Raw genomic sequence first — 14,555 nt, forward strand, 5'->3', positions numbered from 1 at the left:
GCGCCTCGCCGCATCGACCTGCCCGTTTTCGTAAGATCAGCCATGCCGCGAGAGGCTGTTGCCCGAAGCGCCGTTTCTAAGGTCTTTGGCCGCGACCTCAAGCTTTGAAGGAAGGCTGCACATGCGAATGGTCGTTTTGCCCGGCGACGGTATTGGCCCGGAAATCACCAAGGCGACAACCCATGTGCTCAAGGCCGCATCGGAGCATTTCCAGCTCGGCGTTACTGTCGAGGAGCACCCGGTCGGCCACGAGAGCCTCAAGAAATTCGGCACCACGGTGCAGCCCGGCCTGCTCGAGACCGTGCGCTCCGCGGATGGTCTCATTCTCGGCCCGACTGCGACCTTCGATTTCAAGGACGAGCAGAACGGCGAGATCAATCCGTCGAAATATTTTCGTAAAAATCTCGATTTGTTTGCCAACGTGCGTCCCGCGCGAACCTATCCCGGCTTACGCAATCCGCTTGGCGATTTCGACCTCGTGGTGGTGCGGGAAAATACTGAAGGCTTTTACGCCGACCGCAACATGGAGCAGGGCAACGGCGAGATCCTCGTCACATCAGACGTCGTCATTTCGCTCCGGCGCATCACCCGCCTTTGCTGCGAGCGGATCGCGAAGTCCGCCTGCCAGCTCGCGATGCGGCGCAAGAAACATCTCACCATCGTCCACAAGGCCAATGTGCTGAAGATCGGCGACGGCATGTTCCTCGATATCTGCCGCGAGACCGCGAAAGGCTTTCCCGGGCTTGTGGTCGACGACATCTTGGTCGATGCTATGATGGCCCATGTGGTGCGCAACCCGGCCCGCTTCGACGTCATCGTCTCGACCAACATGTTCGGCGATATTCTCTCCGACCTGACGGCGGAGCTTTCGGGGAGTCTCGGCCTTGGCGGCTCGCTCAATGTCGGCGTGAGTCATGCCATGGCGCAGGCCGCGCACGGCTCGGCGCCCGATATTGCCGGCCGCGACGTCGCCAATCCGTTCTCGCTGATCCTGTCGATGGCGCTGCTGCTGACCTGGCATGGCGAGCGGATCGGCGCGCCGCGTTTTGCCGAGGCCGCCCGCGCCGTCGAAGGGGCTGTGGCGTCAGCGATCGAAACGGGCAGGGCGACGACGGACGTCGGCGGCAAGCTCGGGACCGCGGCAACGGGGCAAGCAGTGGTGGAGATACTGACCAGCGCAAGCTCGCACTAAATCCGCTGACGCGCCGCCTGGCTCCGGCCATCTCGGCCCCGGCTTGCCTGATGCAATCGGGCATCGCCTCAGCTCAAATCGCCTCAGCTTTCCCGATCCGATTTCCAAAAAATAGTTTTCAGGAATTTTTTCAGTCCCGACCCGCCCGTCAGGCGCTGTCTGGCGTCGAGCGACAGGCCGTGTGCAAAATGTGCCCGGCCGGTTGCGGAACGAGAGTATGCCCCGAGCCGTTTGATAGAATGCATGGCAACCGCAAAGGCGGATCGCCGTGGTCTCGGATAGTGGAACCAGGGAGAGTCCCAATGATGCCCGAAACGCAGGTTCACACGATTGCGCGGCAGATGTTTGAAAAGCATGGGCCAGCGGCGATCGCGGCAGCGGCACAGAAGGCGCAGGCCTGTGAAAACAATGGCGACGCCGAGGAGGCCCGGGAGTGGCGTCATATTGAAGAAGCCATGAAGATGATGCGCGGTCCGCATCAAAGCTGATGACCTAACGTCAGTTGCTGGGGACTGCATCTTCCGGCCGGGCCAAGGCCTCACGACGATCTCGGCATTGCGCGCGAGGTCTTCTGGTGCTTGTGTAATGCGGACTATTTTCTGTCCTGCTGTTACGGCGAGTATTCAAGCTGGACATCCAAGCTCTCGACAAGAACGATAGCCGACGCGCGAACCGGTCGGTCGCAGGTCATCGATATCGATCAAAAAGAAATCTCCGAACTTCTGTCACTTCCGAATATGTGCGTCCCGCAACTCCCGATAAGCCAGAATATGGTTGCAAATCTGGTCTCTTTCGCGCCACGATGGAGGGGTCTGGGGGATCGGTGCATGAGATTAAAGGCATTTGAAGTCAAGAATTACAAAACCGTGCTGGACAGCGGTCGCGTCGAAATCGACGCGAACGTCGCATGTCTGCTGGGAAAAAATGAAGCCGGTAAATCGGCGGTCATGCAGGCTCTTTGGAAGTTCAACAACGTGTCCGGGGCCAACTATGATCGACTATTCGATCTCCCGGCAGAGTTCTTTACACGGATGCGGACGAGCGACCCGGAGGTGGTCGCGGTTGAGTTTGTTCTAGAGGAACAGGATACGATTGATTTCTCGAAAGAGCTTCCGGAGATCGGGGTCACGCCAAAGAAAGTTACGGTTCGTTCGACCTATGACAAAAAGCGCACTGTCGAACTAGACCTTGCGTATACTCCGCCGCACTACAGCACAGTAGATGCGCATGTGGCGGCCACGATCCATGCGCTAAGAACCCTAGCAGATTCCGCCGAACCGGCGTCGCCAGAATTGGCGCCTCTTTCCACGGCGCGGCAGAGCTTAGAGAAATTAGCTTCCGAAAGCGCACCCGATAAGCCCGCAACCGAAATTCCGGCTCCAACGATTGAAGCCGCCATTAACGCATTGCGCGTTATCCCCGAAGAAACGCTTGAAGACACAGGCAAAGCCGCAATTAAGGCGCTAGCGGCGCTTTTTATACACAGCAAGACTGACTGGAAGAAGAAAGCTGAGGATTGGTCAGCGGCTAGGCTGCCTATCTTCATTTATTTTGAAGATTACGGCCGCCTCAGGACTCGTATCCATCTACCGGACTACATCGCCAAACAGGGAACCACGCCGACCGATCCAGAAGAAAGAATGCTCCATCGGACTCAAGCGGCGCTCTTTGAATGGGCCGGTCTCGACGCACAAGAATTACGAAATCTTGGACTCCCAAAGCAGGGAAACGAAGCCCAAGAGGCTGTGGAGCGGCGCAAGGCTGAAAGAGCGAGAATTCTCGAATCGGCATCGTATCATCTATCGGGGGATTGGGTCGAATGGTGGGACCAACGAACTCACAACTTGAAAGTCACTGCCGACGGCGATGAGCTAGAGTTAAAGGTCTCGGATAACGTGAACCCTTGGGAAATTGCCTTCGGGGAGCGTAGTCGCGGGTTTCAGTGGTTCTTTTCTTTCTACCTGACGTTCTTAGTGGAATCTGGAAAAGCGCATCGAGGCGCAATTATTCTCCTAGACGAGCCCGGGCTGCATCTGCATCCCACTGCTCAGGAGAAGCTTTTGGCGTTTTTCCAGCGCATCTCCGCCAAAAACCAAATCATCTACTCATCGCACTCAATGTTCATGGTCGATCCCGATCACGTAGACAATGTTAGAACCGTGTACCTTCGCCCAAGGGACGCAGCGGACCCGAAATCGCGCGCATATACTCACGTGTCTGAGGGAGCGGAACCTGAGGGCGACCGCGATACTTTGCTGCCTATGCAAGCAGCAGGCGCCTATCGCTTGGCTCAAACCGTTTTCCTCGGGAGAAGAACGCTCATTGTGGAAGGCATTTCGGACTATTGGCTATTGAAGACACTCTCGCACTACTTACAAGAACACGGCGGCGGCGGTATTCACGAAGACACCGTGGTCCTATGGGCAGGTGGGACGTCGCATATGCTTCCTCTTGCCAGCGTGATGGCAGCGCGTGAACAAATGGGACCAAATCGCTTGGCCGTGCTGCTTGATAGCGATCGACCAGGACTCGAGAAGGCAAAAAAGCTTGTAGAAATGTTGGCGCATGGTCGAGACTCGGTGATCTTGCTGGGCGATATCATTGGTGTACCGAAGGCGGAAGGAGAGGATTTAGCCGAACTTTCCGAGTTGTTGCTTGGTCTTGAGCAAATGGGCCTGAAGCCTTCGACAGTTCCTACGAAAGCGGCAGGAGAAACAAACGTCGAAGCGCTATACAAGTTGTTTGCGGCTAATGGCTGGGGCCGGATGACCCACGACGCCAAGGCACGCATTACGCTTTCGCTCACCGAGCTATGGTGGCGAGGCTCTGCGACGCCTTTGCCGACAACTATTGAGCGTTCCACGAAGTTGTTCGCCAACATCAATGAACGGTTCGAGAGATTAGTGGCAACTCAGGCAACCCCAGCGAAAGTCGTGGTCTAATTTGATATTGCAAGCATCTGGCACGGCGAAAACCAGACTCTACCATTTGCGGGTAAGATCGAAATTCTCGAAGCACTTCAATCCGATTTGCCTCTCCAGCCTTTGCCGCAAATTTCCCCTTGCGCCGTCGGGCAAATCATCTCTACAAGCCCGCCCCGTCTCGTCTCACAAAGGGGCGGCTCGCGATCGTCACGGACGCGAGGCGGGATGCGATGGACGCTTTTTGCGCGAAAGACGAACGCGCTTGGAGAGCGTACGACGAAGCCGCGTGGTTCTGACGTCTCGACGCTGACGTCAAGCTGGCGACGATTGCTTCGGCAATCGCGCCGGTGACGGCGACAAGAAAGCCCGATCGCCGGGAAGAGCGTGGAATAAGCCGTAAAGCCATCGTGCGGGGAATGCCGGGTGTTTCCGGCGCCACCTGCGGTGACTAACTTGTGTGCTTTTTACTTTTGCACACAAGGCTGCGGGCGCGCCTGGCGCCCGGCATTCTCCGCGCCCTCTCTATGGGCGGAAGATTTAAGCAAGACTCGGACGGATCACGTCGCGAGAATGCGAAAGTGTGGCTTGAGTACGTCATTGCGAGGAGCGCAGCGACGAAGCAATCCAGCCTGGATCGCTTCGCTAGCGCTCGCGATGACGAATGGGCTGTTTGACAAGTTGAATAGGAAAATGGCGACGCCGGGCAACAGGCTCTAATGCCGCCCTTCGGCGAGATCGACCGGAGCGGCGCTATCCTCGCCAAGATATGCGCGTTCGAGCCGCTGCGGCAGATCGGCCTCAGAGGTCGTGGCTTCCAGCACGATATGGCCCTGCGCCAGCGCATAGACGCGATCGGCGATGCGCAGCGCCTTTTCGAGCAATTGCTCGACGAGCAGCACGGCTGTTCCCTGGCTGCGCAGCCGCGCGATGACGTCGAGTACGCGGTCGACCAGAACAGGGGAAAGACCGGCCGACGGTTCGTCCAGCATCAACAGGCGAGGCCGGCGAACCAGGCCTTGGGCGACCGTCAGCATTTGCTGCTGACCGCCGGAGAGCGCGCCGCCGCGCTCGTTGCGCTTCTCCGCGATCTCTGGAAAGAACGACAGGGCCTGCTCGAGCCGCGCGATGCGCTCGCCGCGCGGCAGGTCGTACGCTGCGAGCAGCAAATTGTCGGTGACCGATAGCTGTGTGAACACGCGGTGGCCTTCGATCACATGCACGAGGCCATGGCGCGCCGTTTCGCGTGGCGTTGCGTTGGTGATATCGCGGCCAGCGAAGCTCACGCCGCCGGAATTGACGGGCAGCAGTCCGGACAGCGCGCGCAGCAGGGTGGTTTTGCCCGCGCCGTTCGGCCCGAGCAGGGCCACGACCTCACCAGCGGATATTTTCAGGTCGACCCCGTGCAGCACGCGAATCTTCCCGTAACCGGATTCAAGCCGGCCGACGTCAAGCAACGGTTCAGCCACCGAGGTAGGCACTGACCACCTCCTTGTGCACGCGAATCTCCGCCGGCGTCCCGGCGGCGAGGATGCGGCCGAGATTGAGCACGGTGACCCTGTCGCAGATATCGAAAATGAGGTCTGCGTGATGTTCCACCAGCAACAGGCCCGTGCCGCGCTGCCTGATCGCGCTGACCAGCGCGGCAAGGCGCTTGATCTCGTCGCCGGAGAGACCGGCGGCAGGCTCGTCGAGCAGCAGAAAATCCGGTTCCAGCATCAGCGCGCGGGCGATCTCGATGAAACGCAATTCGCTGTGCTGCAGGCGATCGGCGCGGACATCGGCAAGCGCATCGAGGCCGACGACGCCAAGCAGTGCATGGGCCTTCGCGGTCAGCATGCGCTCGTCGCGCCGGTTGCGCGGCAACGACAGCATCGCCTCGACGAAGGAGGACTGTCCGTCGATGGTGCCGCCGATCATGACATTCTGAAGCACCGAGGCTTCCCCGATGATCCGCGGCGTCTGGAAGGTGCGGGCGACGCCGCATCTGGCCCGCAGCGTCGGCTCTCCGGGATCGAGCACGCGCTCTCCGAGGCCGATGGTCCCGGCTTTGGCGACATAATATCCGGAGATCACGTTCAACGTCGTGGTCTTGCCGCTGCCATTGGGACCGATCAGGCCGTGGATCTCGCCCGGCTTGACGTCGAGATCGAGATTGTCGATGGCGCGCACGTTGCCGAAGCTCAGCGTCACGCCGCGCAGGCGCAAGAGCTTGTCGCCGGGGCTTTTGCGTAAAACTTCCGCGAGCGCCGCAGGGCGCGGGACGATCGCCCGGTTTGAGAGGAGCGGACGCCGATTGCGCCAGTCCAGCAGCGCTGCGATGCCGCCGGGCATCACCAGCACGATCACCAGCAGCAACACCGCATAAAGGAAGGTCGACCACGCCGCTAAAGGCGCTGCGATCTCCGGCAGGATGGTCAGGATGATGGTGCCGAGCAGCGGGCCCAGGATCGAGCCGCGCCCGCCGATCAGGATCGCGATAAAGAACAGCACCGAGAGATCGAAGGTGAATGCGTCTGGCGTGATGTAGGTTTGCAGGCTCGCGAACAGGCCGCCTGCGATGGCGGCGAGGGCGCCGGCGAAGAGAAAGATCGCGATCAGCAAGCGCTGCTTGGAAATGCCGGTCGCCTCGGCCGCGACTTCGGCATCGCGAATGGCGATCAACGCCCGGCCGAACCGGCTGTGTGCGATGTTCGCGCTGAGCCAGGTGCACGCGGCTGCGAAGGCGATACAAAGATAGTAATAGCCCCACGCCGTGTCGAAGGGCGCGGGAAATTCCGGCCCCGCGATGCCGATGCCGCCGCCGGTCACGCTCTGCCAGGCCAGCGCAATCTGCGTGACGATGGTGGCGAAACCGAGCGTCGACATGGCGAAGTAGAAGGTGCGGAGGCGAAGTGCGGGCAGGCCAACGACGACGCCGAACACGGCGCCGACGAGCCCTGCGACCGCGAGAGCCACGAACACGTCGAGCGGCGGGGTCACATTGCCGGCCACCAGCACGCTTGTGGTGTAAGCGCCGAGCGTCAGCAGGGCGACATAGCCGATTGCGAGGTGACCGGCAAAACCGACGACCAGATTGAGGCCGGAGACGAGCACCCAGTAGATGGCGGCGCGCGTGCCGATCAGCGCCCAGTAGTCATTGCTGACAAAGGGCAGGATCATTGCGGTTGCGAAAACTGCAACGAACGGCGCAATCTGCAATCCGATCCCGCGCAAGTCGCGCCTCTCGCTGCGGACGGGCGCTTCGGCAACGGCGGTCATCAAACTCTCCGCGCCGCCTGGAAGCCGAACAATCCCTGCGGTCTCGCCAGCAGAACCACAATGAACAGCGCAAACACCGCGACGGAGGAGAAGATGCCGCCGACCAGAAAGTTCGCGGCCTGCTGAAACAGGCCGAGCGCAAGCCCGCCAACAATGGCGCCCCGGTTGTTGCCGAGGCCACCCAGCGCAACGGGCACGAAGCCGTAGAAATTCAACAGCGCGCCATTGGCAAAGAACGCCAGCAACAGTTCACCGCCGGAAAAGCCCGCGATCCCGCCGATCACGCCGGCGAGCGCATAGCTTGCAACGCGTAAGTTGCGCTCGGGCAGGCCGAGCGCACGCGCCGCGAAATTGTCTTCCGCGATCGCGACGAACGCGCGGCCCACCAGGGTGCGGCGATAGAGATATTCGAGACCTGCAATCGTGATCGCGCAGGCGACGACCGGCAGCCAGAATTTTTCATCCCATACGCCAGAGCCCCAACCGATCAGCCGTGGAAACGGTTGCGGCTCGGTGCCCCACTTGATGGCCGCGACCTGCTGGATCATCAGTGCCAGGGCCAGTGTGGAGAGCACGTAAAGATGCTGGTCGAGGCTTTTCAGTACGGGCCGCACGGCGACGAATTCGGTGATGATGCCGACGATGGCGCAGGCGATCAGCGTCAGCAGAAAGCCAGCGAGCAGCGGCATTCCCAATTTCAGCGTGAACATCGAGCCGAACAGGCCGCCGAGCATGGCAAGTTGTCCGGCGGTGAAGCTCATCACGCGCGAGGTCGAGAACATGGTGTTGTAGGTGACGCCGACAAGCGCATAGATCGCGCCTGCCGCAAGACCGGATGCAAGGATGGAGGCGAACATGGTCCGCGCGACCCGGCGCCGTTATGTATACCCCGGCGCCAGCGCAAAGGTGCCGTTTTTGGCGGAAGACGCCTCCGACATAACGATTTCTTCGGTGAGATAGCCGTTATGCTGGGTCGGCGAGAATGCGTAATTGCCGAAATAGCCCGGATATTTCGATAGCGAATTCCAGTATTTGATGATGCCCGCGCTATCGGTCGATCCGCTTTCCTCGACCGCCTTGGCGATCAGGTCGATCGCGTCGACGCCGCCGGCGATCCACCATAATAGAGTGTCCTTGACCGAGACATTGGCCTTGAGCAGGCGATCCACCAGGTCCTGGCTCTTGGCGGGCAGTTTGCCCGAGGCGTCGTAGCTGCAGCTCTTGTAGCCGATCGCATAGACCTTCTTCCAGTTCTCAGGTTTCTCGACGAGGCCGGCGAGTTCGCCCGACGCCATCGACGGATGGCCGACAAAGGAGATGTCCCAGCCCATCGCTGCGCGGGTGTTGAACATCCGCGCCTCCATGCCCGTGGAGACGCTCCAGACCACGATGACTTCCGCGCCGGCATTTCTTGCGCGCAGCAGGTCAGGCGTCATGTCAGGCTGGGTTGCATCGATATTGGCTTGATAGGCCACCTCCGCGCCGTCCTTCTTGAAGGCCGCGACCGAGGCGCCAACTGCGGTGACGCCGTAACCGGTCGTATCTCCGATGACCGCGACCTTTTTGACCTTCAGGATGTTGAGGCAATAGTTACGGACGGCATCGTCCCATTGGTTGTTTGAAGGAGCCAGCCGGAACGCGTTCGGGAATTTGGCTGGGTCGATCAGCGTTTCCACGACGCAAGGGTGGACGTTCGGCATTTTTGCGCGCGCCATGATCGGCGTGGTCGCCAGTGCCTCGCCGGAATTGAACGGGCCCCAGATCGCATGCACCTTGGCCTGGCTGATCAACTCCTGGGTCGCGTTCACGGCCTTGGTGGGATCGCCCTGGGTGTCGCGCGTGATGACTTCGAGCATGCGACCCTTGACGCCGCCGGCGGCGTTGATCGCGTCAACCGCGAAAGTGACGCCACGGTTGAAGCCGATCGTCGGCGCGGAGCTCGGCCCGGTCATCGCTGCAGGGAAGCCGATCTTGATCGGATCGGATGCGGCGATCGCAGGTTTCGGAAGGATAGATGTCGCGGCGCTGATCGCGCCCGCGCTGCCCAGCAACACCTGCCGACGTGAAACGCCCATTTATCTCTCCCTGTTTTTCAGCTCGCGTTGTTCCCGCGGCCCTGTGCAGTCATCAATGGTCTTTCGCCGAATTCTGACTGCTGGGGTCGAATTTGAACAAGATGCTGACGACTTGTCCAGAGCTTCCGGCCTTTCGCGGACGCTGGTCTGTCCGGCATCGGCATGACGGCAAATCCTCCCGGCAGTGCGACTTCTTGCGCATGCTAGCAGCGTGTCGCGCTAAATCCCCAAATACGCCGCCTGCACCTGCTTGTTGTTGGCGAGTTCGTTGCTGGAGCCGCTCATGATGACGTTACCGCTTTCCAGCACATAGGCGCGCTGCACCAGCGACAGCGCACGGCTGACATTCTGCTCCACCAGGAGGATCGCCGTGCCCATCTTGTGGATCTCGCCGATCTTCTCGAACGTCACATCGGTCATGACGGGCGCAAGGCCGAGCGACGGTTCGTCCAGCATCAACAGGCGAGGCTTGAGCATCAGGCCGCGGCCGACGGCGAGCATCTGCTGTTCGCCGCCGCTCATGGTGCCGGCGAGTTGCCTTCGCCGCTCGGCAAGGCGAGGAAAGATGCTGTAGACGAGTTCGAGCGTGTTTTTGCGTTCGGCCTTCGCCTTCGGCACATAGGAGCCGATCTCGAGGTTTTCGTTGACTGTCATCTCGGGGAAGACCTGACGGCCTTCCGGGACGTGGGCGATGCCGAGTTCCGGAATCCGGTGCGGCGGATAGGACGCCAGATTGACGTCGTCGAAGGTGACGGTGCCGGAGGTCAGTTTCACGAGACTCGAGATTGCGCGCAGCGTCGTGCTCTTGCCGGCCCCGTTCGCGCCCAACAGGCCGACCGCTTCGCCTTCGCCGATCTCGATCGTCACGTTCGAGATCGCCGGCACAGAGCCGTAACTGGCGCTGACATTTTCCAACTTGAGCACGTCAGGCCACTCCTGTCGGAGGATGCACGTAGGAGCCGAGATAGGCGCGGATCACTTCCGGATTTTCCACGATCTCTTTCGGTGAGCCTTCCGCGATCTTCTGCCCGTGATCGAGCACAACGATGTGACGGGCGACCGCCATGATCGCGCGCATCACGTGCTCGACGATGACGATGGTCAGTCCCTTGCCGGAGAGCTTTCCGACCAGCGCGACCGCCTGGTCGATCTCCGCCGGATTTAAGCCCGCCATGACCTCGTCGAGCAGGAGGATTCGTGGCTCGGTGGCAAGCGCGCGCGCCATTTCCAGCCGCCGCTGGTCGATCGTGGTCAGGTCCTTGGCGGCCGTCTGTTCGCGAGCCGAAAGGCCGACGAACTCGATCGCTTCGCGCGCCTTCTCGCGTGCAACGGCGTTGTTCCTGTTGCGCAGGAACGCGCCGGTCATCACGTTCGAGAGCACGGTCATGGCGCCAAAGGGCTTGGCGACCTGAAAGGTTCGGGCGAGGCCAAGCGCGCAGATATCATGCGGCTTCAGACCGACGATCTCGCGGCCAAAGGCCAGCACTGACCCGGCGTCCGGCCGATGAAATCCGGTGATGAGATGAAAGCTCGTGGTCTTGCCGGCGCCGTTCGGTCCGATCAGCGCGAGCGTTTCGTTTTCCTTCACCGTGAAGCTGACGTCCTGAACGGCGCGCAGGCCACCAAACCGTTTGCTTAAAGCCTTGATGACGAGCGCGTCTGCCATCGATGTATCCTCAAGCCCGCGCCGGCTTGCGGCCGGCGGTGCGTTGACGGAGTTCCTCGATCATGCCCATCAGCCCGGTCGGCCGCCAAAGGATCACGGCCATCAGGATCAGGCTGTAGACAGTGAGTTGGACGCCGCCGATCGAACTGCCGAGCCAGCTTTGCAGCAGTGTGGACGTCGTCTCGAGCAGCACGGTGCCGATCAGCGGACCCCACAGCGTTCCGATGCCGCCGACGATCGACACCAGCGCGGCCTCGATCGAGATGTTAAAGGAGAACGCCGTCGCCGGATCGATGAAGTAGATGTACTGGGTATAGAACGTTCCGGCGAGCGCGGTGAGAAACGCAGAGATCATGTAGATGTCGCGCTTCATTTTCGGCGCGTTGACCCCTATCGCCTCGGCTGCATCCTCGTCTTCGCCGATCGCTACCAGATAGTAGCCGACCCAGGAACGCTCGATCAGCCAGGTGACGAGGAGACTGAGCAGCAGCAAGCCGAGCACGACATAATAGTAGGAGCTCTTGTTCTCGAACTGCATCATCAAGGGCGCAGTGCCGAGATTGGGGATCGTCGTGCCCTCGGCGCCCCAGGCGAAATCGCGGAATTTCAGGAAGATCAGCATCAATGCCTGTGCGGTTGCGATGGTCGCGATGGTGAAATAGGGGCCGCGCAGGCGGAAGCAGAGCCAGCCAATCGGCAGGCTCGCCAGCGCAGCCACCACGCCGCCGGCAACCATGCCGATCCAGGGCGAGACGTCGTAGTCGATCTGGAGAATGGTCGAGGTGTAGGCGCCGAGGCCGAAATAGGCGGCGTGTCCCAGCGAGAGTTGCTTGGCGTAGCCGCCCATCAGGTTCCATGCGGTGCCGATGAAGGCGAACAGCAGGATCCGCACAAAGATGTCGATGGCAAACGAACTCTTCACCACCATCGGCAGGGCGATCAGGATCGCAATCCCGATCGCGATGAGAATGGCGTGACGCGGATTGATATCTTGCATCATCGCGCGCGGCCTCCGCCAAGGCCGGTCGGCTTGAAGGCGAGCGTGAGCAGCAGCATGGCGAACACCACGATCAGGCCGGAGTCGGCGCCGACATATTGAATGCCGAGGGATTCAGCGACGCCCATCATCAGGCTTGCGACCAAAGCCCCCAAGACATTGCCGAGCGTTCCCAACACCACCGCGACGAACGCCATCAAGACGAACACCTGACCCACAAACGGGTAGGCGGAATAGAACGGCATCAGCAGCGATCCGGCGGCGCCCGCCAGCGCCAGTGCGATGCCGAGCGCAACGCAGAAAACGCGGTTGGGGTTGATGCCCATCAACATCGCCACGTCGCGGTTTTGCGAGGCCGCGCGCATCGCCTTGCCGAGATCGGTAGTGTGCAGAAACAGCCAGAGCAGGGCGCTCAACGCCATCGCGACAACGAAGGCAATCAGTTTTGCCTCTGGAATGTAGAGCCCGCCGATATGGAAGGCTTCGTCGGAGTAGGACGTGTGCACGGTGCGATAGTTGGCGGTGAACAGCATCAGTGCGAGATTGAGGAGCAGGAGCGACAGCGCAAAGGTCAGGAAGATTTGCGGCATGTCGTTTGGCCCGAGCACCCTGCGGATCAGGAAATGCTGGATCAGAACGCCCACCACGAACAGCACCGGCATCGAAACGAACAGCGAGAGCAGAGGGTCGACGCCGAACTGATTGGCGAGGAAGAAGCTGATGTACATCCCGATCATCACGAATTCGCCCTGGGCGAAGTTGACGATCTTGACCACGCCGAAGATCAGCGTGACGCCGATACTGACGAGCGCGTAAATCCCGCCGATGAGCAGGCCGTTGATGACGGCCTGGGCCACTGTCTCGAACATCTAGTGCCCGCTTTCCGAAGTTCGTGTCCCACCCTCAGCGCCCACCTTTCACGAACTTCGGAAAGTCACGGGCACTAGCAAAATTTGATTGCTCGTACCGCTTACCGATCTGAAGTCCCTGAAAACGAACCGGCCGCGAACGCTGCAGGGACTTCAGATCGGCGGTACGAGATGCGGCCGGCTCTAGATCTTCATGACGGGCGCGCGCGCATCTTCTTTCGGGAAGATGCTGGCGAGATCGCCGTTCTGCCACTGCACGCCGACCGGATGTCCGTAGATGTTCTTGCCGTCGGGGCCGAACTTGACCTTGCCGCCCGGCGCCATTGCGGCATAGCCGGAGGATACATCGAGCGTCGACAGTGCTTCGCGCACCTTTTGTGGGTCGGCGGAGCCAGCGCGCTCCAGCGCGTCCGCCAGCATGAAGGTTTGAGCAACGAGCCCACCGGCATATTCGAACGCGAAATCGCCGGTGCGCTTCTTGAACTCGGCGTTGACCTTCTGCGCGTCCTCGCTGACATCGTGGTTCCAGTGCGCGACGCCTTGCAGGCCTTCGGCGAGCTTGCCGACATTCTTGTAGAAATCCGGAATGACGAAGCCGCCCGAGCCGCCGTTGATCGAGATGTTGAGGCCGAACTGCTTGACGGTTCGCACGATCAGAATGAGATCGTTCAGATAGGAAACCGAGAACAGCGTGTTGGCGCCGGAGGATTTGACCTTGTTGATCAGTGGGCTCGCGTCGGTAAAGCCGGCCGAGTAGGGCTCGAACATCACGATCTCGACGCCTTCGCCCGTAGCCTGTTCCTTGAGACCGTTCGACGTCGATGTGCCGAACGCCGTGTTTTCGAAGATGACGGCGACCTTCGGCGTGTCGCTGACGAGCTTACTCATCTGCAATTGCGCGCGGGCGAATTGCGAGGCGCGGGCAAACGGCGTGAAGGTGTAGGTGCGGCCCTTGTTGAGCTGATCCGAACTCGATCCCGTGATCAGCGGGACCTTGGCGCGCTCGGCGACTTCGCTCGCGATCAAAGTGAGAGCACTGGCATAGCAGCCGTGAATGGCTGACAACTTGTTGCCGGTGATGAGGCGGTCGGTTTCCGTCCGCGTCACCGTGGTGTCGCTTTGCACGTCGGAAACGATCAGATTGAGTTTCGCGCCGCCGAGCGACTTGATGCCGCCGGCGTCGTTGACCATGTCGACCGCGAGTTTGGCAGCAGCGACGCAGCCGACGCCAATCTGCGCCATGCTGCCGGTGGTCGGATAAAGCGCGCCGATGTTGACGGGGTCGGCGGCCCAGCCGCGCAGCGGCACCGCGCCGAATGCACCAGCCGCCAAAGCCGTCTTGACCATGAATTCGCGGCGGCTTTGTCGCCTGGACAACGTCCCCAGAGAGATTTTGCCGTCGGAATCCCTGCGCGGTTTTTTCATGTGATTTCCTCCCTTGCCGCCGTTGTCGGGCTCGCGTCCCGTTGGTCCGAGCCGCTCATTTTTCGGGATGGTAACCGTATTCAATATTGTTTACAATATGCCGTTGAACTTTACCGCGAGCTCCTGGGCGGCCGTCGAAGAGGCCGCGT

The 14,555-nt window shown here is 60.7% G+C and carries 12 protein-coding genes; 3 read left to right on the forward strand and 9 right to left on the reverse strand.

The features are described from left to right. The first annotated feature begins 121 nt into the window (after positions 1-121). The 3 genes from VFB05_RS08055 (at position 122) to VFB05_RS08065 (ending at position 4,134) form a co-directional block, all read left to right on the forward strand. Positions 122-1,192: an isocitrate/isopropylmalate dehydrogenase family protein gene (locus VFB05_RS08055; protein WP_325010814.1), complete on the forward strand. Its 1,071-nt coding sequence runs from the start codon at positions 122-124 to the stop codon at positions 1,190-1,192. Positions 1,193-1,494: 302 nt separating this feature from the next. Further along, positions 1,495-1,680 carry a hypothetical protein gene (locus VFB05_RS08060; RefSeq protein WP_325010816.1) on the forward strand — a complete coding sequence of 62 codons (186 nt, stop codon included), beginning with the start codon at positions 1,495-1,497 and terminating at the stop codon, positions 1,678-1,680. A gap of 339 nt (positions 1,681-2,019) precedes the next feature. After that, entirely contained in the window at positions 2,020-4,134 is a 2,115-nt protein-coding gene (locus VFB05_RS08065; RefSeq protein WP_325010818.1) for an AAA family ATPase, read from the forward strand. Between the two features lie 695 nt (positions 4,135-4,829). Here the strand turns inward: VFB05_RS08065 and VFB05_RS08070 are convergent. From VFB05_RS08070 to VFB05_RS08110, 9 genes are all read right to left on the reverse strand, one after another. Next, positions 4,830-5,594, reverse strand: a complete 765-nt coding sequence (locus VFB05_RS08070) for an ABC transporter ATP-binding protein (protein WP_325010820.1) — start codon at positions 5,592-5,594, stop codon at positions 4,830-4,832. After that, positions 5,575-7,374, reverse strand: a complete 1,800-nt coding sequence (locus VFB05_RS08075; protein ID WP_325010822.1) for a branched-chain amino acid ABC transporter ATP-binding protein/permease — start codon at positions 7,372-7,374, stop codon at positions 5,575-5,577. Before VFB05_RS08075 ends, VFB05_RS08070 begins: the two co-directional genes overlap by 20 nt. Continuing rightward, on the reverse strand, positions 7,374-8,231 hold the full coding sequence (locus VFB05_RS08080) for a branched-chain amino acid ABC transporter permease (protein WP_325010824.1): 858 nt from the start codon (positions 8,229-8,231) through the stop codon (positions 7,374-7,376). The genes VFB05_RS08075 and VFB05_RS08080 overlap by 1 nt, the downstream gene beginning before the upstream one ends. Before the next feature lie 21 nt (positions 8,232-8,252). Next, positions 8,253-9,449, reverse strand: a complete 1,197-nt coding sequence (locus VFB05_RS08085; protein ID WP_325010826.1) for an ABC transporter substrate-binding protein — start codon at positions 9,447-9,449, stop codon at positions 8,253-8,255. 219 nt (positions 9,450-9,668) lie between these two features. Further along, positions 9,669-10,373, reverse strand: coding sequence for an ABC transporter ATP-binding protein (locus tag VFB05_RS08090; protein ID WP_325010828.1), 705 nt, complete (start codon positions 10,371-10,373; stop codon positions 9,669-9,671). 1 nt (position 10,374) lies between these two features. Continuing rightward, positions 10,375-11,115, reverse strand: coding sequence for an ABC transporter ATP-binding protein (locus VFB05_RS08095; RefSeq protein ID WP_325010830.1), 741 nt, complete (start codon positions 11,113-11,115; stop codon positions 10,375-10,377). 10 nt (positions 11,116-11,125) lie between these two features. Continuing rightward, positions 11,126-12,115 (reverse strand): branched-chain amino acid ABC transporter permease, encoded by a 990-nt coding sequence (locus VFB05_RS08100; protein ID WP_325010832.1) that lies wholly within the window; start codon positions 12,113-12,115, stop codon positions 11,126-11,128. Then, positions 12,112-12,981: a branched-chain amino acid ABC transporter permease gene (locus tag VFB05_RS08105; RefSeq protein WP_325010833.1), complete on the reverse strand. Its 870-nt coding sequence runs from the start codon at positions 12,979-12,981 to the stop codon at positions 12,112-12,114. The genes VFB05_RS08100 and VFB05_RS08105 overlap by 4 nt, the downstream gene beginning before the upstream one ends. A 183-nt stretch (positions 12,982-13,164) precedes the next feature. Continuing rightward, positions 13,165-14,406 (reverse strand): ABC transporter substrate-binding protein, encoded by a 1,242-nt coding sequence (locus VFB05_RS08110; protein WP_325010834.1) that lies wholly within the window; start codon positions 14,404-14,406, stop codon positions 13,165-13,167. Positions 14,407-14,555 lie beyond the last annotated feature (149 nt).

It is taken from the genome of Bradyrhizobium sp. (assembly GCF_035652035.1).
Taxonomy (GTDB): Bacteria; Pseudomonadota; Alphaproteobacteria; order Rhizobiales; family Xanthobacteraceae; genus Bradyrhizobium.

Coding starts and splice junctions, on each gene's coding strand:
- VFB05_RS08055 (WP_325010814.1), top strand. CDS start 122: ATGCGAATGGTCGTTTTGCCCGGCGACGGTATTGGCCCGGAAATCACC.
- VFB05_RS08060 (WP_325010816.1), top strand. CDS start 1,495: ATGATGCCCGAAACGCAGGTTCACACGATTGCGCGGCAGATGTTTGAA.
- VFB05_RS08065 (WP_325010818.1), top strand. CDS start 2,020: ATGAGATTAAAGGCATTTGAAGTCAAGAATTACAAAACCGTGCTGGAC.
- VFB05_RS08075 (WP_325010822.1), bottom strand. CDS start 7,374: ATGACCGCCGTTGCCGAAGCGCCCGTCCGCAGCGAGAGGCGCGACTTG.
- VFB05_RS08080 (WP_325010824.1), bottom strand. CDS start 8,231: ATGTTCGCCTCCATCCTTGCATCCGGTCTTGCGGCAGGCGCGATCTAT.
- VFB05_RS08085 (WP_325010826.1), bottom strand. CDS start 9,449: ATGGGCGTTTCACGTCGGCAGGTGTTGCTGGGCAGCGCGGGCGCGATC.
- VFB05_RS08095 (WP_325010830.1), bottom strand. CDS start 11,115: ATGGCAGACGCGCTCGTCATCAAGGCTTTAAGCAAACGGTTTGGTGGC.
- VFB05_RS08100 (WP_325010832.1), bottom strand. CDS start 12,115: ATGATGCAAGATATCAATCCGCGTCACGCCATTCTCATCGCGATCGGG.
- VFB05_RS08105 (WP_325010833.1), bottom strand. CDS start 12,981: ATGTTCGAGACAGTGGCCCAGGCCGTCATCAACGGCCTGCTCATCGGC.
- VFB05_RS08110 (WP_325010834.1), bottom strand. CDS start 14,406: ATGAAAAAACCGCGCAGGGATTCCGACGGCAAAATCTCTCTGGGGACG.